The sequence below is a fragment of the Gemmatimonadota bacterium genome (genome assembly GCA_039715185.1).
Classification (GTDB): Bacteria; Gemmatimonadota; Gemmatimonadetes; order Longimicrobiales; family RSA9; genus DATHRK01.
This window is the reverse complement of record JBDLIA010000004.1, coordinates 17,961-38,935: the sequence shown is the minus strand read 5'-3', so window position 1 is coordinate 38,935 and position 20,975 is coordinate 17,961. Positions and strand designations below refer to the sequence as shown.

The following is a 20,975-nucleotide window of genomic DNA, read 5'->3' as shown; positions in this document are numbered from 1 at the left end:
CGCTGTCGAAACGAACCCGCTCTACGGTACGGCGTGCGACCCTATCGGCGCGACCTCGGCCTCTTCGATCCACCCCTCGGCGAGGCGGTCCGAGCCCGGATTGGGCAGCCGTACCCGCACCCACCCGTCCCTGCGCTCACCCATGAGCAACGCGGTTCCGGGGATCAGCGTCTGCGCCGCCTCGCCGGCCCGGGTGGGCTCGTACCGCAGCTCGCTCGCCGCCAGCGGCACCGCGAGAGAGCGCGCGCGGTCGCGGACGACGCCGGCAAGCGCGGCCGAGACCGCGACGGCGCCGACCAGGCCGGCGGCGACGCGCCAGCTCCCCTGGGCGCCCGGGCGCGCGGCCATCAGCACGCTGACGGCCGCCAGGTAGAGCGCCAGGGTGGCCAGAAGGGTCAGCGCGGCGCGCGAGGCCGGAACGCGCCCGCGCGCCCGGACGATGGCCGACTCCTGGGCTCCCAGCGCGCGTGCGTTGGCCCGCGCCAGCTCGTCCGACGGCGCTCGCCGGATTCCGTTCAGCCAGGCCCAGATGGCTCGCCCCGAGTCGTCCTGGCCGGCCTCCGCCAGCCCCAGGTTGTACCACCCCGCCGGATCCCGGGGATTAGCCCGGACGTACGCCTCCAGCGCCTCAGCGGCGCGCGCCGGCTCGCCGCCGCGTAGCGCGCCCAGCCCGGCGCCGAATTGCTCCAGGTCCGCCGCCGAGCCAGCTCCCGTAAGCGCCGCGGTCGCGAGCAGCGCCAGGCCCGCGAGCAGCGCGGCCACGGCTGCGCGCCGCGGCCGGCGGCGCCTCGCGTCCGACGCGTCGATTGGTGCGACCGGCCTCGGCAGCTCTGCGTGCAAGGCGCGAATCAGCTCCCGTCCGGCGTCGCCGTCCAGCGCGACGCCGCGGCGGCGCCCGTAGCGGGTGGCGTCCAGCGAGCGCAGCAGCTCCTCCAGCTCACGCGCCTGATCGGGAGCGGCCACCATCCCTCCGACCGCCGCCGCGATGTCGTCGGCCGTCGCCCCGATCAGGTCCGGACGTTCCAGCCGATCGACCAGCCACCGGCGCAGGGTGGCGTTGCGGGTCTGCGCGTCGGAGTAGGCCCAGTGGCGTAGCATGTCCTCGGTACGCCCATCCAACTCGCCCTTCGACACGGCGCGACGGCCGCCACCGAGGAGCGCCAGAAGGGCCAGCGCCATGGCAACCAAGGGCGCCGCCTGAGACGCCACGAAGGTCGCCGATCGCACCCAGGCGAGGGGGCCGCCCGGCCTCGGTTCTTCGCGCGGCGCGGCAAGCGTGGTCGACGCGACGGCGGGCCCGTCGGGAACGCTGCGAACCTCCAGCCGCATGGGCGCCGCGCGCGCGACCGCGTAGCGCCCGGCTTCCGGATCGAAGTACGGGTAGCGCACTTCCGGTAGCTCGAAAACGCCGGGTCGCTCGGGCACCACGATCCACGAGAAGCGCTTCTCCCCACCGAGCCCGGTGTTCAGGCTTTCGACGTCGGCCTCCTCCACCGGCGACACGAAGTCCAGGCCGTCGCCCGCCGCGATCATGGGCGGCGGCAGGGGCTTCACGTAGCCTCGTCCGCGCACGATGACCTCCAGCCGCACGGCTTCTCCTGTGGATGTCGTGCCCGGATCGATCGCCGCGTCCACCGCGTACCGACCCACGGCCCCCCGGAACCCGTCCGGTTGACCGTCGGAAGGAAGGGGCAGGACCACCAGGCCGGGCCGATCGCTCTCCACGAACTGGGGGAACTCCGGGTCGAAGAGACTCTGGCGCAGATCCAGCTCCACCCGGGCCGGCGGGAGCCGGAACGTGCCCGCCTCAAGCGGGACGAACGCGCGCCGGAAGCGCTGCACCTCGAAACGCCGTCCGTCGCTCGCCGTGGCGAACCGGCGCGCCCCGCCGCCCAGGTCGTGGATGAGAAAGCCGGCGGGGGTCGGCGGAAAATACTGGGGGGCGCCGCGGAGTCGACGCCGCGCGGCGTCGGAGAGAAGCACCTCCGTGGTGAGCTCCACCGGCTCGCCCACGTAGACGGTGTCGGCGGTGAGGATCACGCGCACCGAGATGTCGTCGGCCCCAGGCCCGGGCGCCCCGGGAGGCCCGGCGAAACCTCCGCCGTCGATCACCGTGAGCGTGACCGCGTCCCCGCGAACCACCGCACCGCCGCCGCGCACCGCCGGGCCCGATATGCGGTACTCACCCGCCGAGCGCGCGAGCACCGACAGCGTCAGGTGCTGCACCCGCGTCACGCCGCCCGGCAGTCGGATGTCCAGCGAGCTCGACTGGCTCTGCCCGGTGACGACCAGACCGGACGGCATGGCCGGTGGTGAGATCTCGAAGGTCTCCCGCCCCTCGCCTTCGATCACGATCTCGTAGTCCACGGTCGCGCCCACGATGACGACCTCTTCGGACACCGATGTCCGGATGGTGATCTCCCGCTCCTGGCCCGCCAGCGAGCCGCCCGCGCAGGCCACCAGAACGGCGGCGGCGGCGGCGGCGCGGAGCGGCCTCGGCGCGCTCACCAGTCGCGCAGGACGGGCCGGTCGCGCTGAGCGTCGCGAAGCTGGTCGCGGAAGAGCTCGCGTTCGTCCTGCTCCACCGCCCCGAGCACTCGCTCCGCCTGCTCGCGGGTCATCTCCCCCGGCGCCGGCGCCCGCTCGGGCCTGGGACCCGCGCCGCCGCCGGGCGGCGGAGCGCCCTGGCCGCCGGGCTGCTGCTGCTGACCCCCCTGCGGCTCATCGCTCTCCTGCTCGTCCTCCCCCTCACCCCCGCCCCCGGCTTCCTCGCGGTCCCGGAGCGCCATCTCGAGGTTCCACTTGGCGTCGGTGTCAGCCGGATCCAGCCTCAGCGACTGCCGGAACGCCTCGACCGCCGCGTCGAAAAGGCGCGCCTGGGCGCGCGGGTCGGGGCTGCCGCGACCGTCGGAGAGAAAGCGCAGGCCCAGGTTGTAAAACGTGGGGGTCCGGAGCTCCGGGTCCACGCTGCGCAGCGCCCGAGCGTACTGCCGCTCGGCCTCGGCGTAGCGTCCGAGCCTGAGAAGCGTCGTGCCGATGTTGTAGCGCAGCTCGGGGTCATCACGGCCGGCCTGAAGGGCTTCCCGGTATGCCGACAGCGCCTCTTCGTAGCGGCCATCCCTGAACAGTCGATTGCCGCGCTCGGTGTCGCCGAAGCCCGCGAGGAGCAACGCGCCGACGATGACGCCGAACACGCGGGGGAGGCGCCTGCCCATCACTCGCTCTCTCCCGCGCGCCCGCTGCGGCGCGGCGGCGTGCGCTGCGCCCACGCGTCCGCGGCGATCAGGATGAGGGCCAGAGCGACGAACCAGGCGTACCGTTCGCGCGGCCTCACCTGGCGCTCGCGGGCGTCTTCGTCCGCCGCGACGGAGCGGAGCGCGTCCACCAGCGCGGCCGACGCGCCGGCGTCGCCGAGCCGCACGTAGCTGCCGCCGGCCACGCTCGCCACGTCGCTCAACAGCGTCTCGTCCAGGCGACTCACCACGATCTCACCGTCGGGCCCTCGCAGATACCGGATCGGCCGGCCGTTCGGCGCTCGGCGAATGGGGATGCGCGCTCCCTGCGAGGTGCCGACGCCGACGACGTGTAGAATTACCCCCGCCTCACGCGCCCGGTTCGCCTCCTCCATGACCGCGTCGCGGTCCTCGTGCGCCTCTCCGTCGGTGAGGACGACCGCCGCGCGGCGCCCGCCCACGGACTCTTCTTCCCCTCGCGCCAGCGCGGTGGCCTCCCGTAGCGCGGCCGCCAGCGACGACCCGCCCTGGCTCATGATGTCCGGAGCCAGGGCGTCCACGTACAGCCCCAAAGCCCCATGGTCGACCGTGGGAGGCGACAGCACGTAGCCGTTGCCCGCGAACGCCACCAGACCGATGCGGTCCCCGGGCAGCGCGGCGAGCAGCCTGCGCAGCATCAAGCGAGCCGCCTCCAACCGATCCGGGTCGAGGTCCGTCGCCAGCATCGAGCGCGATACGTCCACGGCGAGCACCAGCGTGCGCGAGCTGCCGGTCGCTTCCACCTCCTCCAGCCCCCAGCGTGGCCCCGACGCGGCCATGCCGATCGCCGCGGCCGCCACGCCCAGCCGCAACGCCGCGAGCGGCGTGGGCTCCCGCGACGTCCCGACAAGCAGCCGCCGCACGAGTGGCAGGTCTCCGAGCAGCTGCAGGGCGCGGGTGCGGCGCGTGGCGATGCCCCACACGGCCGCCGCCGCGATGAGGGGAAGCACCAGCGCGAGCCACACCAGCTCCGGGCGCGCGAAGGTCATGGCAGCCTGCCCCACGGGCTTGCCCGCAGCGCCAACTCGACCAGGAAGAGGAGCCCCGCGATGAGCACGAAGGGCAGGTAGCGCGGCGTATATGCCACGAACCGGCGCACCTCGACCTCGGTCGTCTCCAGGGCGTCGATCTCGCTGTAGATGCTGTCCAGCGCCGCCGCATCCGTCGCGCGGTAGTAGCGCCCGCCGGTGAGCTCGGAGATGTCGGTGAGGAGCTCCTCGTCGATGTGCACCTCCACCGTGGCGTACTGGAACCTGCCGAACAGGTCGCGCCCGATGGGCATCTGCGCGACGCCCTCGCTGCCCACGCCTATCGCGTAGACCTTGACGCCGAAAGCCGCCGCCGCGCGCGCCGCGGTCAGCGGGTCCACCTCGCCCCGGTTGTTCTCGCCGTCCGTCATCAGGATGATCACCCGCGACTCTCCGGGGGCGCGCCGTAACCGGTTCGCCGCCGTGGCGATGGCGGTGCCGATAGCGGTTCCGTCCTCGAGCTGACCCACGCGCAGCCGCTCGAGCGCGCGGAACAGAACCGAGTAGTCGATGGTGATCGGTACCTGCGTCAGCGCCTCGCCCGAGAAGGCCACCAGGCCGATCCTGTCGTAGGTGCGGCCACGGATGAACTCGGCTACCTGGCGCCGCGCCACCGTGAACCGATTGTCGGGCGCGAAATCCTCGGCGAGCATCGAGCTGGATATGTCCAGGGCCACCACGGCGGCTATCCCCTCGGCGTCGATCTCCACCGACGACACTCCGGTGCGCGGACCCGCGAGCGCGACGGCCAGCGCGCCGATCGCCCCGGCCCTGAGCCACTCCGGCGCCACGGACAGCGCGCGCAGAAAGCGGTCCCCGGCGGGCAGGCCGTCGACCCGCGAGAAGCGGAGCGCGGCCGGAGTGTGCACCACCAGCCACCACCCCAGGAGCACCGCGCCCGGCAACAGGAGCAGCAGCCAGGGCCGCTCGAACCCGACGCTCACTTCGCTCCTCCCGCGCCCACCGCCGCCGCCTCCGCGGCCTCCGCGGCCTCCGCGGCCTCCGCCGCCCGGTGCGCCCGCCCCGCCTCGTGCGCGACGACCCACTCTCGAGCCACGCGCCACAGCTCCTCGGGTTCGCTCAGGTCGGGACGGTGCCGCGCGAACTTCACGCGATCCGCTCGGAACAGGACCGTGACCAGCTCCCTTCGCTCCCGCGGGCGCAGGCCGGGATCGACCTGAGAGTCTATCTCCGCCGTGGTCAGCCCGGCGCCCCAAGCCGGTTCGACAGCATTCAGGTAATCCCTGAGCGTTCGCGTCGTAAGTACATAGAACGTTTTGACTTCACCACGCTCAAGGAGGCCGGACCTGTGGATCCGGTCCAGCTCGACGAGGGCCCGCTCTCCGGGATCAATCCGGGGCGTCGGGAACGTTCGGCGCGCGGCCGCGCGCCGAGACGCCCAGCGGGCGAGGGCGACAGCGGCGGCGACCAGGAGGACCAGAACCACCAGGATGGGAAGAAGCGTCCGATTTGGCCCGATCACGTCCTTCGGCGGGCGCGGCTCGATTTGCGCCGTGTCCTCCGGGAGCACCGACAGGACCCGCAGCGGCGGCGGCCGAAACGTCACCGAGCGCTCACTCCCGCCCTCCCCCACGACCCGCACCTCGATCGGCTCCAGGGGATGCTCGCCGGGCCGCCAGGCGGTGATCAGGTAGGCGGCGACCGCCGAACCTGCCTCCCGGGCGGGGAGCAGGTCACCCGGAGCGACGCCCAGGAGCTCGACGTCGGGGGCGGTCGCGAATGAATCCGGAAAGAGGGCCGATTCACCAGGCCCGACCGGCGCGCGCAGCACTAGCACCACTCGGTCCCCGACCGTGGCGCTGTCGGCGCCAACCAGCAACGCGCTCGGCGGCGCCTGGGCGGCAACCGCCGCGACCGCGAAGACCAGCCAATTGGCGGCCAGAAGAGCGGCCGCGCCCCGGTTCATCGCCGCCCGGCGCGCGCCCGACGCTCGAAGAACTCGAGCAGCGGCGGGGCGTACGGCCGGTCGGTGGCAACCTCGATCTCGTCCACGCCGAGCCGTCGGAAGCGCCTGCGCATGGCCGCTTCACGGGCCAGCGCGGTCGCCCGGAAGCGCTGGCGCACGTCCAGCCGACCCGTGTCGACGACCCTGACTTCGCCCGTCTCGGGGTCGCGCAGGCGCAGGAGCCCGGCGTCGGGCAGCTCCAGCTCGCGCGGGTCGGAGATCTTCACCGCGACGACGTCGTGGCGTCGCGACACGACCTGCAGCCTATGATCGAAGTTCGCCTCGGCCTCGGGCGGCAGATGAAAATCGCTGAGCACGAATACGATGGCGCGGTGCGAGAGAACCCTGCCCGCGTAGTCGAGGGCGCCAGCCAGGTCGGTGCCGCTGCCCTGCGGCTGGAAGGCCAGCACATCGCGGATCAGCCGCAGGACGTGCCGGCGACCCTTCTTGGGCGGTACCGAATGCTCCACCCGGTCGGTGAAGATCAGCAGGCCGGTGCGATCGTTGTTGCGCGCCGCGGACAGCGCGATGACCGCGCCGATCTCGGCGGCCAGCTCGGCCTTGAATCGGCTGCGAGTGCCGAACTGCTCGGACCCGGAGAGGTCGACCAGGAGCAGTAGCGTCAGCTCGCGCTCCTCGACGTACTGCTTCACGAACGGCTCGCCCATGCGCGCCGTCACGTTCCAGTCGATGGTCCGGATGTCGTCTCCGGGCAGGTACTCGCGCACTTCGGCGAATTCGATGCCCTGCCCGCGGAACACGGACTGGTACTCACCGCCGAAGATGTTGTCCACGAGACCGCGCGTGCGCAGCTCGATCAGACGAACCTGGCGCAGAACCTCGCGTGGAACGCCTCCTCCGGCTCGCTCCCGCTCCGGCCGCGCGTGCTCTTCGTTGGGGGGAAGGGGCCAGCCGATCACGGCACGCGCACAACCTCGAGCAACCTGCGAATGATGTCATCGGCGGTGACCTCCTCGGCCTCCGCCTCGAAGGTGGTGATGACGCGGTGCCGCAGGATGTCCGGCGCCAGCTCCTTCACGTCCTCGGGCAGCACGTACTCGCGGCCGCGCAGAAACGCCTGCGCGCGAGCGCATTCGGCCAGGTATATGCTGGCGCGCGGTGAAGCCCCGAAGTGAATGAGCGGGCGCAACTCCGAGGCTCCGAACTCGTCCGGGTGGCGCGTGGAGCGCACGATGTCGACGATGTAGTCGGTGATCTTGTCATCCATGTAGACGGCGCGGACCTCGCGCCGCGCCGCGAACACGTCCTCGGGGCCCGCCACCGGGTCGATGTCGACCGGTTCGCGGCCCGCCATCAACCGCACGATCTCCTTCTCCTCGTCGCGCGCCGGGTAGCGCACGACGAGCTTGAGCATGAAGCGGTCGATCTGTGCCTCGGGCAACGGATACGTGCCCTCGTGCTCTATGGGGTTCTGGGTCGCGAGGACCAGGAACGGCGCGTCGAGCTGGTGGGTCTCCCCGCCGAACGTGACCTGGCGCTCCTGCATCGCCTCCAGCAGCGCAGACTGGACCTTGGGCGGCGCCCGGTTGACCTCGTCGGCGAGTACGATGTTGGTGAAAATGGGTCCCCGCTTGGGGGTGAATTCCCCGCTCGCCTGGTTGAAGATCATGGTGCCGACGATGTCGGCTGGAAGCAGGTCGGGGGTGAACTGGATGCGCTGGAAATCTGCCCGGATGGCGTCCGCCAGCGAACTGACCGTGAGCGTCTTCGCGAGCCCGGGAACGCCCTCGAGCAGGACGTGCCCGTCGGCCAGAAGCCCGATCAGCAGACGCTCGACGAGGAGGTCCTGACCCACGACCCGCTTGCGGATCTGCTCGGTGATCCGCCGGGCCAGCTCCAACCCGGGAGAGGGCGGTGCTCCCCGAACCGGAGCGGTCGTGCTCGTCTCCGGGTAGGCCGCGCCGCCTTCGGGAGCGGGCACCAGGCCCTCTACTCCCGCGTCCGCCGGCGAAGCAGCCCCGTAGCCCTCGTTCTCGTATCCGTCCACCGTGCCTCCAGGTCGAACCGCACCGCGCGTCCCGACCGCTCGGTCATATTGGTTGTCGTCACCCCGCCCGCCGCCCCGTACCGCGCGCGCGACCCCCTAGTACGCGCCGCACGCCGAACGGATCCTTCTGCTGCGACTCTGCCGGCGCGCTCAGCGTTTGATCCGCTCCCCGGCTTCCTCGTAGCGCAGTACCCAGGCTGCCAGGCGCCCGGGCCGGAGCGCCCCCCGCAGGGTTCCAGGGTCCACGTCCGCGCCCGATCCCCGGTCCACCGCCTCGGCCCCAGTCGGCAGCTCGCGCATGGCCCCGAACCTGTCCTTCCAGCGCTCCCAGTTGCGGGGGCGCAGGTCCACCCAGCCCGCGTCGATGGCGCTGGCGTCGAAAGGCGTGCCGTCGTCGGGGGGGACCACCACGACGGGACCCCGCAGCAGGCTCGACCCGTCCGGCAGCAGGACCGGAAAGCCGACGCTGATCATGCGGATGCGGAGTTCGTCGTCGCGCTGGACGATGTTCCACGCCGCCGCCGCGGTGGCGTCGGGGTCCAGCTCGGCCGCGTCCGCCAGGGTCTCGAAGAGTCGGCCCAGCAGGCTCGCCTCGAAGAGCAGCTTGGACAGGCGGGGTGGGCCCAGCGCTTCGTAGGCGATGGGTTCGACGCCGTGCTGCTCCTCCAGCTCCGCCATGCGCGCGAGCGCCACCTCGCGGAGCACGCCGGCCCGGTACGTGGGCCCGGACGTGGCGGCGTCCAGCGCGCCCACCACGTCATGCCCCGTGGGGCGCCCGGTGATCTCCCGCACCGCCGAGTCAGCGATCTCTTCGGGGGTGATGTACTCCATCAGCCCGAGCGCCGTCAGCGCCTCGAACTCGGGCGCGCTGAAGAGCCCGTTCTCGCCCGCGTCCAGGTAGACGCCCTCCAGCGGCCCGCCCGCGGGCCTCCACGCCTCCCCCTGTGATACGCCCGCGAACGCACCCTCGAGCCGGACGGGCTCCACCGCGTCGAACCGCTCGATGGCCGCGCCGCCCCTCTTTACCGGGCCGAAGCCGATTCGCTTCCAGGAGATCGCCGCGGTCGGCTTGATCTCCTTCACCGCGGGGGAGCCAGGCGTGCGCGCCATCAGGAACAGGTACATGGTGTGCGCGCCCGCCAAACCCGCCTTGGCCAGCAGCACCGCGCTCGGGCGTTCCTCGGAGTGGGTGAACGGCACGTTGAGCCCCATGCCTCCCGTCCCGGACGTGCCGATCTTCAGATAGAATCCGGTGCCGACGCGACGCATCGCGTCGAGCGCGATCTGCACGTGTCGGATCATCTGCGGCAGGTACAGGGTCGCCAGGTGCCGCTCGACCGAATCCGCGGGGGCGCCTCCGCCGGCGGCCTCGGAGCGCAGTCCGCGGGCGCTCTCGAATACGTTCTGATAGGCGAGCGTGGTCGCCGTGTTCACGCAATCGACGACGATGTCCGGCCGCTCCTCCAGCACCAGCGCGCCGAGGGTCGAGCGCTCCACCACCTCGGCGCTGAACTCCCCCAGCATGTCGTCCAGAATGAGGCCGCGGGCCTCGGCGTGCGCCAGGATTTCCCGGCGCGGGCGATCCTTGAGAGCGAGGGGTACGAACAGGTTGCCGTACGAGGCACCCAGATCCGCGCCCGCGCGCTCCGCGTCGCTAGCGAGTTCCGCCACCCCCGCCTCGGTCTCGTGCGGTCGCAGCGCGCTGATGGTCAACCGCGCCGGGCGTAGCTCCAGCAATCGGCGCGCGACCGCGAGGCCCACGAGCCCCGACCCACCCAGGATCAGCACCCTCTTACCGGCGATGTCCATTAGGCGGTCCGCCTCCCCTTCCCCGCCTTCGTTTTCTTCAACGCCTCTATCTCCTCGGCGGTCAGTTCCCGCCACCGCCCCGGCGCCAGCTTGCCCAATCGAATCGGTCCGTAACGAACTCGCCGGAGCCGAACCACCCGGTGGCCGATGGCTTCCAGAAGCCGACGAATTTCTCGGTTGCGGCCCTCCGCGAGCGCGAGGCGGATCCGCACATCCTCCTCCCCGGGCCCGCCGACGCGCTCGAGCGTGAGGAGCCTCACCCGGCCATCCTCCAGCTTGACCCCCGCGCGCAGGCGAGCGAGCTCCGCGTCAGTCAGGCGTTTCTCCGGCTGGACCACGTATTCCCTGCGGACCCTGAAGCGCGGATGCATGAGCCGGTACGCGGTGTCGCCATCGTTGGTCAGCAGCAGCAGCCCTTCGCTCTGCCGATCCAGGCGCCCGACGTGGAACAACTCGCCGTACTCCTCGGGGAGCGCGTCGTAGATCGTGCGTCGCCCCCGCGGATCGCGCCTCGTGGTGACCGCCCCGCGCTGCTTGTGCAGCGCGATCCACGTCTCCGCGCTCGGCCTGACCAAGCGACCGTCGACCTCCACGCGGTCCCGCTCGGGGCGCACCCGGGTGCCGAGCTCGGTCACGAGGCGACCGTTGACGCGCACCCGTCCAGACGTGATCAAGGCCTCCGCGCTGCGCCGGGATCCGTGCCCGCACCGCGCCAGGTGACGCTGCAGCCGAACCCCCTCGGCGCCGGCCTCACTCACTGGGCGGCGGGCGGCTCGTGGCCGCGGCGACCACGCGGTCCACCTCCGCCTCCACCACCATGGCCAGGCGGGCTCCTTCGGCCTCCCGGTCGCGCGCGTCCGGAGGCGCTCCGGCCTCCGGCTCGCCGCCCGCTTCGGTCTCCGCCGAGGCTTCTGCCGGCTCGAGCGCGAATTGCTGCCGCAGAACCACCGGCAACTCCTCGGGCCTCGGCAGGTCGTCCAGCGACGCGTACCCGAAGTGGTCCAGGAACCTGCGCGTGGTTCCGTACAGGAGCGGCCGGCCCAGGCCCTCTCCCCGGCCCACGACTTCGATGAGGTCCCGCTCCGCCAGGGTCCGCAACACGCCGACGGAGCCGACGCCGCGGATCTCCTCAATCTCGGCCCGCCCGATCGGTTGCCGGTAGGCCACGATGGCCAGCGCTTCCAGCGCGGCCGGGGATATCCTCGCGCTGCGGCTCACCGTGGCGAAACGCTCGAGGTAGGGAACGAACTCCGGCCGGGTCAGGATCTGGAAGCCTCCCGCGAGCTCGTAAACGCCGAACGCGCGGTCCGCCTCGTCGTACTCACGCCGCAGGGCGTCGATCGCCTCCAGCACCGTGGCCTCGTCCACGTCGGGTTCGGCGCGCGCGATGTCCGCCGCCGAAAGCGGGGCGTCGCTCGCGAACAGGAGCGCCTCGACGATCCGCACCAGCGTCATGGCTTCGCTCCCTCCTCGGCGCCCGGACCCTCCGGGTCCTCTTCGTCGATCTTCTCCCCCCGGAACAGCCACAGGGGGCTGAAGGGCGTGCTCTGCTTCAGGGAAACCCGCTGACTCCTGGCCAACTCGAGCCCGGCCAGGAGCGTCACGATCGAGTGCAGGCGGTCGCGGAAAGGCGCCACCAGTTCCCGGAATTCGACCCGCTTCAGGCGCCTGAGCGCGCCGACTATCACGCGCATCTTGTGGTCGACCGGCACCCCCCGCCGGGCTACCTGATGCTGACGGAGCTCTCTTTCGCGCCCCTCCAGTCCCAGCGTCGCCTCCCAGACGTCCGCCCACTCTATGGGCAGCTCTTCGGGCACGCTGGGCGCGGGAGCCGGCGGCACGTAGCCCCGCGCGTAGTGGCGGGCGCGCTCGGTCTCGGCGACCTCCATGCGCCTGGCGGCCTCGCGGAAGTGCTCGTACTCCAGCAGCCGGCGCACCAGCTCGTAGCGCGGATCCGATTCGAGGTCGGTGGCACCGGCCGGCCGGGGCAGCAGCATGCGCGCCTTGATGCGGACCAGCGTCGCCGCCATTTCCAGGAAGTCACCGGCGTTGTCCAGCCCCGTCACGTCGATCCCCTCTATCGCCGCCAGGAACTGCTCGGTGACTTTGCCCACCGGGATATCGAGGATGTCGATGTCCTGCTCGCGAATCAGGTGCAGCAGGAGATCCAACGGACCCGCGAACCGGTCCAGACTGACGAGGAACTCGTCCGGGGGCTCGCCCCCCGCGTCCGGGGCGGCGGGCGCATGGGCTTCCCTCTCGACCGCCTCCGGGTCGACCATCTCCACCTCTACCGGCGGGGGCGCCCCATCGGGCCCGACGGCGGCCCTGACCGCAGCCTCCTCCAGTCCCTCGCCTGGCCGGACTTCCTCCAGCCGCTCGTGGTCGTTCACGTGGCCAACCGGATGAGGTCGAGCGCGACGCGGTCGATCGCCGCGACCGGCCACAACATGACGTCGAACGCACCCGGCACGAAGAACAGCAGCCCGACGAGCAGCAGGATGCCGAAGCGCCCGGCGCGCCGGTAGGCGAGGCCCAGCTCCTCCGGCAACAGGTGGTAGAGGACGTGGGACCCGTCCAGCGGCGGGATCGGGATCAGGTTGAAAATCCCCAGAAGCAAGTTGATGAACACCGAAAAGCGGGCCATTTCGGCCACGAAAGACACGCCTGGCTCGACCGGCCCCGCAACGCGCCCCACCCAGACGAAGAGGACCGCCGCGACAACGCTCGCGGCCGCCAGCAGGAAGTTGGACGCCGGGCCCGCAAGCGACACGAGGATGTCGCCACGACGATGGTCACGAAAGTTGCTCGGGTTCACCGGCACCGGCTTCGCCCAGCCGAACAGGAACGGCGCGTTGCCCAGCCATAGGATGACCGGCACCAGGAAGCTGCCGAAGAAATCCAGGTGGCGCAGCGGCCGTAGGCTGACACGCCCGAGCCGGGCGGCGGTGTCGTCGCCCTGCCGGAGCGCCATCCAGGCGTGCGCCACCTCATGCACGACGACGGCGACCAGCAGCGGCGGCAGGAAAAGCAGCAGTTCCATGGGCCGGGAAGCTAAGGCAAAGAAATCGGGCGGCGCCAGGCGCGCGCGAGCGCGTGCCCTGCGAGCGCGCGCGGGATTGACAGGCGCCTGCCGCCCCGGTAGAGTTGCTGGCTGCCGAAACCATGGTTGCAGCGGTCCAGGAGACTTTCTTCGTGCCGAATATCAAGGGATCCGAGAAGCGTATGCGTCAGGCGCGCAAGCGTTCGGAGCGCAATCGCGCCCAGCGCTCGCGCATGCGTACGGCCATCAAGCGGGTCATGACGGCGACGGACGCCGGCGAGGCCACTGAGGCCTACCGCGAGACCGCCGCCATACTCGACCGGTACGCCTCTCGGCGGCTGATCCATCCCAACAAGGCCGCGCGCAAGAAGTCCCAGCTCGCCAAGCGCGTGACCGAGCTCGGCGGACAGCCCTAGAGCGGCTCCTAGGACCGACGCGCCGAGGCCGCGACTCCCGCAGGGGGTGCGCGGCCTTTTCGCATCCAGGCTACGGCGGATCGGCTTCAGTCCGGCAACGCGTCGAACAGGGACGGCGCACCCGGACCCGACTCGGCGGGCTCCACATCCTCGGCGCCGGGACCCGCATCGGCGGTATCGTAGCGCCCCTCCGCGGCCGCATCGACCACTCCCGTTCCCGCGCGCTCGCGAGCCAGGTGCCGGTAGAACTCTCGACCCAGCGAACGGTCGTAACCGCTCCAGCCGGCCGCGGGGGCGTGCGCGAGCCGCCCGCGCACCTGAGCCATCTTCGCGTCCAGATCGTCCGCGTAGTGCAGCAGGAGCGCCTCGAGGATCATCGGCTCGCGAGGGCTCTGCCATTCGTAGCGACCCTGGTGCGCTGCGATGAGGTGCAGCAGCAGCGTCCGTCTCCCCTCGTCGAGCCCGGGCTCCAGGCGCGCGGCGGCTTCGACGTGGGCCAGCCCGATGACGATGTGGCCCAGCAGGCGGCCCTCATCGCTATAGGGAAAACCCGGCGCGAGGCTGATCTCGCGTGTCTTGCCGATGTCGTGCAGCAGCGCCCCGGCCACCAGGAGATCGCGGTCGACGTCCTCTCCGTAGTGCCGGGCCAGCCCGTCGCACGCCTGCGTGACCGAGAGCGTGTGCTCCAGCAGGCCACCGGCGTAGGCATGGTGGTTGCGCTTCGCGGCCGGCGAGCGCAAGAACAGGCGACCCACGTCCGTCGCGGGGTCCAGGCAGCGGCGCACGACCGCGCGCAGGCCATCGTCGGAAATCGACTCCACCAGATCGTCGAGCTCGGCCGCCATCTCGCGCGGGTCGCGGCTCGACCGCGGCACGAAGAGCTCGGCCTCCTCCGGCGACACGCGCAGCGGCGCGAGGGCTTCGACGCGCAGCTGCTTGCGCCCGTTGTAGCTGCCGACCCGGCCGCTGACGCCCACGTACGCCCCCTGCCGAACCGTCGGCGCGATCCGCTCGACGTCGTCCCAAACCATCCCTTCCAGCAGGCCGTTGCGATCGGCGAGGCGGAGGCGCAGGTACGGTTGCCCGGCGCGCGTGGTGTCAGCCCGCAGTTCGGTGACGAAGAAACACGCGCGCAGCAGTGCGCCGTCCTCCACCGACTCGAACGAGGGCCACGGGAACGGAGCCTCGCCTAGCCACTCGCGCGGCGTCTGGAGCGCCTGGGCCTCGCTCATTCCGCCCCATCCATCGCGTGCACGACCGCGCCGCCCACGATCGTTGCGACCGCCCGGCCGGTCAGGGTCCAGCCGTCGAAGGGGGTGTTGCGGCTGCGCGAGCGGAACGTACGCGCGTCCACCGTCCAACTCGCCGCCGTGTCGATCACGGTCACGTCAGCGGGAGCGCCCAGCGCCAGAGTGCCCGCGTTCAGCCCGAACGCGCGCGCGGGTCCGGTACTCATTCGATGAATCAGGTCCGGAAGGCTGAGATGTTGATCCACAACCAATCTACTCAGAGACACACCGAGCGCGGTCTCCAGCCCGATCAGGCCGAACGGCGCGTCGTCGAAGGCCTGCTCCTTCTCATCGTAGTGGTGCGGGGCATGGTCCGTCGCGATGCAGTCCAGCGTCCCGTCCGCGACCGCCGCGAGGACCGCGCGGCGGTCCTGCTCGGACCGGAGCGGCGGGTTCACCTTGGCGTGGGTCTGGTACCCCTCGACGGCCTCATCCGTGAGCGAAAAATGGTGCGGTGTGCCCTCGGCGGTGACCGTCACGCCGCGCGCCTTGGCGTCCCGAATCAGCTCCGTGCCCCGCTTGGTGGTGACGTGCTGGATATGAACCCTGCCGCCGGTCAGCTCCGCCAGAAACAGGTCGCGCGCGATCATCACGTCTTCGGCTGCGTTCGGCATGCCGGTCAGCCCGAGCCGGGTCGACACGACCCCCTCGTTCATCGAGCCCCCGCGCGAGAGGCTCCGCACCTCACAGTGGCTCGCCACCGGGATGTCGAACGAGCGGCCGTACTCGAGGGCCAGGCGCATCAGACCGGCGTCGTAGACCGGATGGCCGTCGTCGGTGATGCCCACTGCGCCCGCCTCCACCATCTCGCCGACCGGGGCGAGCCGCTCGCCTGCGAGGCCCACGGACACCGCGCCCAGGGGGAACACGCGCGCGTGTCCGGCGCGTGCTCCCGCCGCGCTCACGAAGCCCACCGCCGCGGGGTCGTCGATCGGCGGGTCGGTGTTGGGCATGGCGCAGATGGTGGTGAAGCCCCCCGCGGCCGCCGCGAGCGAACCCGTTGCTATGGTCTCTTTGCGCTCCCCGCCGGGCTCGCGCAGGTGCACGTGGACGTCCACCAGCCCCGGGCAGACCACCTTCCCCGCGGCGTCCAGCGTGTCCGCCCCATCCGGAGCGCCGAGGGCGGTGCCCACCGCCTCCACGCGGCCACCCACGAGCAGCACGTCCGCGGCATCGTCGAAGCCGCGCGAAGGGTCGATCACCCGGCCGCCCCGAATCAGCAGCGGGCGCGTCATCGTCCCCCGCCCTTGGCGGCCTCGGCCGCCTCCGGAGCGCCGCCGGCAAGCAGGTAGAGGACCGCCATGCGCACGGCCACGCCGTTGGTCACCTGGTCGAGGATCACCGAGTGCGGCCCGTCGGCCACGTCGCTGTCGATCTCCACGCCGCGGTTCATGGGTCCCGGGTGCAACACCAGGATGTCGTCGGACGCCGCCGCCAGGCGGTCGTTGCTGACGCCGAAGAAGCGGTTGTACTCGCGCAGGCTCGGCACGTAGCCGGCCTGCATGCGCTCCAACTGGAGCCGCAGCACGTTGAGCACGTCGGCCCACTCGATGGCTTCCTCGATGCGCCGAAAGAACCTCACGCCCAGCGTTTCGACCGCCGCGGGCATCAGCGTGGCCGGGCCGCATACCGCCACCTCGGCTCCCAGCCTGAGCAAGCCCCAGATGTTGGAGCGCGCCACCCTGGAGTGCAGGACGTCACCCACGATGCACACCTTCAGTCCGTCGATCCTGCCGCGGTGATCCCGGATCGTGAGCAGGTCCAGCAGCGCCTGCGTGGGGTGCTCGTGACGTCCGTCCCCGGCGTTGACCACGTTGGACGGGATGCGCTCCGCCAGGAAACGCGCCGCGCCAGACGCCGAGTGGCGGATCACGACCATGTCTATGCGCATCGCCTCGAGGTTGCGCGCGGTGTCCACCAGGGTCTCCCCCTTGGCTACGCTGGACCCCGTCGCGGCCACGTTGACCGTGTCCGCCGAGAGCCGTTTCTCCGCGAACTCGAAGGAAATGCGCGTGCGCGTGGAGGGCTCGAAGAACAGGTTGACGATGGTCTTTCCGCGCAGCACGGGGACTTTCTTGATGGGCCGCTCGCTGATCTCCTTGAAGGTCTCCGCGGTGTCGAGAATCGCCAGGATCTGTTCGGCGGAAAGGTGCTCCAGGCCGATCAGGTCCTTGCCCAGAAAGGTCGGCAGGCTGGTCACGATTCGTCCCCCGGCCGGTCAGCCATGACCACGGCCAGTCGCTCGTCCAGAGGTGGGATGAGCACCTCGACCCGCTGCTCGGCGCGCGCCTGAACGGTCAGGCCGACGACGTCCGGCTGGATCGGTAGCTCGCGGCCGCCGCGGTCCACCAGCACGCACAGGGTGATGCGGGAGGGGCGGCCGAAGTCGGCGAGCTCGTCCAACGCGGCCCGCACGGTCCTGCCGGTGTAGAAGACGTCGTCCACTATCACCACGGCGCGGCCGTCGATGCCCCCCTCCGGCAGCCGGCTCTCGCCGACCACTGGCCTGGGGCCGATCGCCATCAGGTCGTCACGGTACAGAGTGATGTCCAGCGACCCCACCGGCGGACGTGCGCCCTCGGCGCGCTCGATCTCGTCCGCCAGGCGCTCCGACAGCGGCACGCCGCGCCGGTGGACGCCGACCAGTACCATGTCCCGTACGCCGCCGTTGCGCTCCACCAATTCGCGCGCCATGCGCGCGAGCGCGCGCTCTACGGCACGCTCGTCCATCAGTTCCCTGGGCGTACCCGGGCTCATCGGCTTCCGGTTGAGGGGGGTCGTCGGGCCCCGCGGCCGCAGCGGCCAGCACGGAGTCGCGCCAAGGTATCGGCGCCCCCCGGGATGGTCAATGTGTCGATGGGGCACGCGCTTGCGCGCGCCCCGTCGCGTTGCAGCGCGGGCGCGGACCCGTCTATAATCGCCGCCGGTATTACCCGTGGAGCGCCCCCGGGATTCGCCCGGCGAGAGACCCTGGAGACCCGTTGCCGATGGAAATCATAGAGCCCGGCTGGCTCAGTATCTTGCCTCCCCTGGCGGCGATCGCCGCCGCCCTGGTGTTCCGGGAGGTCGTGATCTCCCTGTTCGCGGGGGTGTGGCTCGGCGCCCTTTTCCTCGCCGACTGGAACCCGTTCGCGGCCACGCTCCGCACCGTGGACCAGTTCCTCCTGGGGGCCCTGTTCGACGCCGACCACGTCGCGATCGTGATCTTCACCCTCCTGCTCGGGGGCATGGTGGGGGTGATGAGCCGGTCCGGAGGCACGCTGGGGATCGTCGAGGCGCTGCGGCCCTACGCCACCTCGCGCAGACGCGGCCAGTTCCTGACCTGGCTGGGCGGGCTAGTGATCTTCTTCGACGACTACTCCAACACGCTGATCGTAGGCAACACGTTCCGGCCGGTCACCGACAGGCTCAGTATTTCGCGCGAGAAGCTGGCCTACGTGGTCGATTCCACGGCCGCTCCCATGGCCGCCATCGCGGTGGTGAGCACCTGGGTCGGGTTCGAGATTTCGTTGATCGGGGAGGCGTTGGGCGCGGCGGCCACGCAGGCCACCGACGTGGCCCTCGCGGCGGACCTGCAGGCGGGCGCGGACAACCCGTTCAGCGTGTTCCTGCACTCGATCCCCTACCTGTTCTACCCAATCCTCGCGCTGTTCTTCGTGGTGCTCACGATCATCATGCGACGCGAGTTCGGGCCGATGCTCCAGGCGGAGCGTCGGGCGGCCTCGGGCGGCGGCGTGACGCGGCCCGGCTCGGCTCCCGCCACCAGCGCCGACGGCGGCCTGATGCAGCCCGACGAGGATACTCCCCACCGCTGGCCCAACGCCGCGGTTCCGGTCATCGTCGTCGTCTTGGGGGTGATCGCCGGCATCTGGACCAGCGGGGCGGCGAGCCTCGGCGAGGGCGACCACACGGTGTGGGAGGTGGTCGGCGCGGCCGACCCCTACAAGTCGCTGCTCTGGGGCTCCATGCTGGGCGCGCTCACGGCGGTTTTGCTCGCCACGGGCCAGCGCCTGCTGCGCGCCGCCGAGGCGATGGACGCGTTCGTCGGCGGCATGCGCTCGATGATGCTGGCGATGGTCATCCTGACGCTCGCGTGGTCGATCGGGGACGTCACCGAGGCGCTCGGGACGGGGCCGTATCTGACCGGAGTGCTCAGCGAGTCGCTGCCGCTGTGGTCGCTGCCCGCGCTCGTCACCATCGTCGCCGCAGCGGTGGCCTTCGCGACAGGGTCTTCGTGGGGCACGATGGCCATCCTCTTCCCCGTCGTGGTGCCGCTCGCGGTGAACATGGGCGCCGGCGTGGGCTTCGCCGGAGGCGCCGGTCAGACGATCCTGCTCGGGGCGATCAGCTCGATCATGGCCGGCTCGATCTTCGGCGACCACTGCTCGCCGATTTCGGACACCACGGTGATGAGCTCGCTCGCGTCGGCCTGCGACCACGTCGACCACGTGCGCACGCAACTGCCGTACGCGCTGCTGGTCGCGTTCGTGGCGATCGTGGTGGGCGATGTGGCGTCGGCTCTCGGGATGCCGCCGTGGCTGTCGATACTGATCGGTATCGGGGTCTTGATAGTAGCGCTGAGGACCCTGGGCGAGCCTGTCGATGGGGGCCCCCTGGAGTCGAGCCAGGATTTGGCCGAGGAAGCGCTGGAGGCGGTCTAGGAAGCGCCTTCGCCTCGCTCCGGACCCTCCGGCCGGCGCGTCGTAACGGGGTTGCGCAGCTTCCCGAAGCGCACCCCGCGCAGGAGGTTGTCCCAGGCCAACTCCCACATGCCCCGGCGGGCGCGGTCGGTGGCGCTGCCCAGGTGCGGGAGCAGCACCGCGTTGGGGAGCGCCCGCAGGCGCCCGGAGATGTGGGGCTCCGCCTCGTACACGTCCAGTCCGGCGGCCCTCAGTCGCCCCGACTCGAGCGCGTCGGTCAGCGCCTCCTCGTCCACCACCGGTCCGCGCGCGGTGTTCACCAGGATCGCTCCGGGCTTCATCAGGTCCAGCGCGGCTTCGTCCATCAAGTGGGTCGTTTCGGGCGTCAGCGCCACGTGCAGCGAGACCACGTCGGCGGCCACGAGCAGCTCATCCAGGGGAACCCGCCGGGCCCCGACCTGACGCTCCAATGAACGGTTGTGCGAGCGGCTGGTGTAGACCACCCCCATGCCGAACGCGGCAGCCCGCTTGCCCACCTCGGTGCCGATGCGGCCGGCGCCGACGATACCCAGGACGCGGCCGTCCAGCCCCATCCCCAGGAGCTGCGTGGGGTGCCACCCGTCCCACGCGCCGCTGCGCGCGAGTCGCTCGCCCTCGGCGATGCGCCGGGCCACCGCCAGGATCAGCGCCCACGTCAGCTCGGCGGTGGCCATGGTGAGCGCGCCCGGTGTGTTGGACACGCCGATGCCGCGGGCGCGGGCGGCGGTGAGGTCGACGTTGTCGTGGCCGACACCGTAGTTGGCGATGACGCGGAGCTGCGGCAGCAGATCCATTTCGTCGGCGCCCACCCGGCGGGTCAGGAGCGGAAGCAGGCCCACCGCGTCGTCGCGCGGCACGGGATCCTCTTCGGCGAGGAGGGAGACCTGGACGTCGTCTGGGATCTCGGTCTCCGCCAGGAATTCCGCGAGTTGGCCGGCCACGAGCACCCGGTGCTCGCTCACCGGCGCTCCCGGAAGAAGCCACGCAGGAGCTCGCCCGCCTCCTCGGCGAGCACGCCTCGGGTCAGGCGCGGGCGATGGTTGAGGCGCGGGTCCGCGGGGATGCAGCCGAGCGATCCCACCATTCCGGCCTTGGGATCGGCGGCCGCGTACACCACCCGTTCGAGGCGCGCCAGCACCGCGGCCCCCGCGCACATCGCGCACGGCTCCAGCGTGACGTAGAGGGTGGCGCCCTCCAGCCTCCAGTCGCCCACGCGTGAGCCGGCCAGCCGCAGCGCCAGAATCTCGGCGTGCGCGGTGGGGTCGGCGTCGGTGCAGGTGCGGTTGGAGGCCTCCGCCAGAAGGCGGCCGTCCTTCACGACCACGGCGCCCACCGGCACCTCCTCGGCGCGCGCCGCGGCCCGCGCCTGTTCCAGGGCGCGCTCCATCCACGGCGCGTCCTGCGGCTCGGCGGGGGTGAACGGCGCGGCGACGGGTCCGTCCGGGGGTGCGTTCACGAGAGGGAT

Annotated in this window: 20 protein-coding genes; 2 read left to right on the top strand and 18 right to left on the bottom strand. The window is 71.5% G+C overall.

Going from position 1 to position 20,975, the window contains the following annotated elements; translation table 11 throughout:
- Positions 1-21: 21 nt before the first annotated feature.
- From ABFS34_01500 to ABFS34_01445, 12 genes are all read right to left on the bottom strand, one after another.
- Positions 22-2,508, bottom strand: coding sequence for a BatD family protein (locus ABFS34_01500; protein ID MEN8374105.1), 2,487 nt, complete (start codon positions 2,506-2,508; stop codon positions 22-24).
- Complete coding sequence (locus ABFS34_01495) at positions 2,505-3,215, bottom strand: tetratricopeptide repeat protein (GenBank protein ID MEN8374104.1); 711 nt, start codon at positions 3,213-3,215, stop codon at positions 2,505-2,507. The genes ABFS34_01500 and ABFS34_01495 overlap by 4 nt, the downstream gene beginning before the upstream one ends.
- Positions 3,215-4,261: a VWA domain-containing protein gene (locus tag ABFS34_01490; GenBank protein MEN8374103.1), complete on the bottom strand. Its 1,047-nt coding sequence runs from the start codon at positions 4,259-4,261 to the stop codon at positions 3,215-3,217. Before ABFS34_01490 ends, ABFS34_01495 begins: the two co-directional genes overlap by 1 nt.
- A complete protein-coding gene (locus ABFS34_01485; protein ID MEN8374102.1) occupies positions 4,258-5,244 on the bottom strand; it encodes a VWA domain-containing protein in 987 nt (328 codons plus the stop codon). Before ABFS34_01485 ends, ABFS34_01490 begins: the two co-directional genes overlap by 4 nt.
- The gene (locus tag ABFS34_01480) at positions 5,241-6,227 is read right to left on the bottom strand and encodes a hypothetical protein (GenBank protein ID MEN8374101.1); all 987 of its coding nucleotides are present in this window, start codon (positions 6,225-6,227) and stop codon (positions 5,241-5,243) included. Before ABFS34_01480 ends, ABFS34_01485 begins: the two co-directional genes overlap by 4 nt.
- Complete coding sequence (locus ABFS34_01475; GenBank protein ID MEN8374100.1) at positions 6,224-7,186, bottom strand: DUF58 domain-containing protein; 963 nt, start codon at positions 7,184-7,186, stop codon at positions 6,224-6,226. The genes ABFS34_01480 and ABFS34_01475 overlap by 4 nt, the downstream gene beginning before the upstream one ends.
- Positions 7,183-8,127, bottom strand: coding sequence for a MoxR family ATPase (locus ABFS34_01470; GenBank protein MEN8374099.1), 945 nt, complete (start codon positions 8,125-8,127; stop codon positions 7,183-7,185). The genes ABFS34_01475 and ABFS34_01470 overlap by 4 nt, the downstream gene beginning before the upstream one ends.
- 297 nt (positions 8,128-8,424) lie before the next feature.
- A complete protein-coding gene (locus ABFS34_01465) occupies positions 8,425-10,083 on the bottom strand; it encodes a short-chain dehydrogenase (protein MEN8374098.1) in 1,659 nt (552 codons plus the stop codon).
- Positions 10,083-10,841, bottom strand: a complete 759-nt coding sequence (locus ABFS34_01460; protein MEN8374097.1) for a pseudouridine synthase — start codon at positions 10,839-10,841, stop codon at positions 10,083-10,085. The genes ABFS34_01465 and ABFS34_01460 overlap by 1 nt, the downstream gene beginning before the upstream one ends.
- Positions 10,834-11,538, bottom strand: a complete 705-nt coding sequence (gene scpB, locus ABFS34_01455) for an SMC-Scp complex subunit ScpB (protein ID MEN8374096.1) — start codon at positions 11,536-11,538, stop codon at positions 10,834-10,836. The genes ABFS34_01460 and scpB overlap by 8 nt, the downstream gene beginning before the upstream one ends.
- The gene (locus ABFS34_01450) at positions 11,535-12,476 is read right to left on the bottom strand and encodes a segregation/condensation protein A (protein ID MEN8374095.1); all 942 of its coding nucleotides are present in this window, start codon (positions 12,474-12,476) and stop codon (positions 11,535-11,537) included. Before ABFS34_01450 ends, scpB begins: the two co-directional genes overlap by 4 nt.
- Entirely contained in the window at positions 12,473-13,126 is a 654-nt protein-coding gene (locus ABFS34_01445; protein ID MEN8374094.1) for a site-2 protease family protein, read from the bottom strand. The genes ABFS34_01450 and ABFS34_01445 overlap by 4 nt, the downstream gene beginning before the upstream one ends.
- A gap of 152 nt (positions 13,127-13,278) precedes the next feature.
- Between ABFS34_01445 and rpsT the strand changes: the two genes are divergently transcribed.
- Positions 13,279-13,542, top strand: a complete 264-nt coding sequence (gene rpsT / locus ABFS34_01440; protein ID MEN8374093.1) for a 30S ribosomal protein S20 — start codon at positions 13,279-13,281, stop codon at positions 13,540-13,542.
- Positions 13,543-13,628: 86 nt separating this feature from the next.
- Here the strand turns inward: rpsT and ABFS34_01435 are convergent, their stop codons facing one another.
- Genes ABFS34_01435 through pyrR form a run of 4 tightly spaced genes read right to left on the bottom strand, consistent with a single transcriptional unit; the run spans position 13,629 to position 17,588 of the window.
- On the bottom strand, positions 13,629-14,774 hold the full coding sequence (locus tag ABFS34_01435) for an HD domain-containing protein (GenBank protein MEN8374092.1): 1,146 nt from the start codon (positions 14,772-14,774) through the stop codon (positions 13,629-13,631).
- Positions 14,771-16,066, bottom strand: a complete 1,296-nt coding sequence (locus ABFS34_01430) for a dihydroorotase (protein MEN8374091.1) — start codon at positions 16,064-16,066, stop codon at positions 14,771-14,773. The genes ABFS34_01435 and ABFS34_01430 overlap by 4 nt, the downstream gene beginning before the upstream one ends.
- Positions 16,063-17,022 carry an aspartate carbamoyltransferase catalytic subunit gene (locus ABFS34_01425; GenBank protein MEN8374090.1) on the bottom strand — a complete coding sequence of 320 codons (960 nt, stop codon included), beginning with the start codon at positions 17,020-17,022 and terminating at the stop codon, positions 16,063-16,065. The genes ABFS34_01430 and ABFS34_01425 overlap by 4 nt, the downstream gene beginning before the upstream one ends.
- 5 nt (positions 17,023-17,027) lie before the next feature.
- Positions 17,028-17,588: a bifunctional pyr operon transcriptional regulator/uracil phosphoribosyltransferase PyrR gene (pyrR, locus tag ABFS34_01420; GenBank protein ID MEN8374089.1), complete on the bottom strand. Its 561-nt coding sequence runs from the start codon at positions 17,586-17,588 to the stop codon at positions 17,028-17,030.
- Between the two features lie 230 nt (positions 17,589-17,818).
- Between pyrR and ABFS34_01415 the strand changes: the two genes are divergently transcribed.
- A complete protein-coding gene (locus ABFS34_01415) occupies positions 17,819-19,492 on the top strand; it encodes a Na+/H+ antiporter NhaC family protein (GenBank protein MEN8374088.1) in 1,674 nt (557 codons plus the stop codon).
- On the opposite strand, the gene ABFS34_01410 is transcribed toward ABFS34_01415, so the two are convergent.
- A complete protein-coding gene (locus ABFS34_01410; GenBank protein ID MEN8374087.1) occupies positions 19,489-20,472 on the bottom strand; it encodes a D-glycerate dehydrogenase in 984 nt (327 codons plus the stop codon). The genes ABFS34_01415 and ABFS34_01410 overlap by 4 nt on opposite strands.
- Positions 20,469-20,966 (bottom strand): tRNA adenosine(34) deaminase TadA, encoded by a 498-nt coding sequence (gene tadA / locus ABFS34_01405; GenBank protein MEN8374086.1) that lies wholly within the window; start codon positions 20,964-20,966, stop codon positions 20,469-20,471. Before tadA ends, ABFS34_01410 begins: the two co-directional genes overlap by 4 nt.
- Positions 20,967-20,975 lie beyond the last annotated feature (9 nt).

Excerpts from the sequence above, each read along its gene's own strand:
- ABFS34_01415 (MEN8374088.1), top strand. The coding sequence starts at position 17,819 with ATGGAAATCATAGAGCCCGGCTGGCTCAGTATCTTGCCTCCCCTGGCG.
- pyrR (MEN8374089.1), bottom strand. The coding sequence starts at position 17,588 with ATGAGCCCGGGTACGCCCAGGGAACTGATGGACGAGCGTGCCGTAGAG.
- ABFS34_01490 (MEN8374103.1), bottom strand. The coding sequence starts at position 4,261 with ATGACCTTCGCGCGCCCGGAGCTGGTGTGGCTCGCGCTGGTGCTTCCC.
- scpB (MEN8374096.1), bottom strand. The coding sequence starts at position 11,538 with ATGACGCTGGTGCGGATCGTCGAGGCGCTCCTGTTCGCGAGCGACGCC.
- ABFS34_01445 (MEN8374094.1), bottom strand. The coding sequence starts at position 13,126 with ATGGAACTGCTGCTTTTCCTGCCGCCGCTGCTGGTCGCCGTCGTCGTG.
- ABFS34_01435 (MEN8374092.1), bottom strand. The coding sequence starts at position 14,774 with ATGAGCGAGGCCCAGGCGCTCCAGACGCCGCGCGAGTGGCTAGGCGAG.
- ABFS34_01430 (MEN8374091.1), bottom strand. The coding sequence starts at position 16,066 with ATGACGCGCCCGCTGCTGATTCGGGGCGGCCGGGTGATCGACCCTTCG.
- ABFS34_01495 (MEN8374104.1), bottom strand. The coding sequence starts at position 3,215 with ATGGGCAGGCGCCTCCCCCGCGTGTTCGGCGTCATCGTCGGCGCGTTG.
- ABFS34_01465 (MEN8374098.1), bottom strand. The coding sequence starts at position 10,083 with ATGGACATCGCCGGTAAGAGGGTGCTGATCCTGGGTGGGTCGGGGCTC.
- ABFS34_01480 (MEN8374101.1), bottom strand. The coding sequence starts at position 6,227 with ATGAACCGGGGCGCGGCCGCTCTTCTGGCCGCCAATTGGCTGGTCTTC.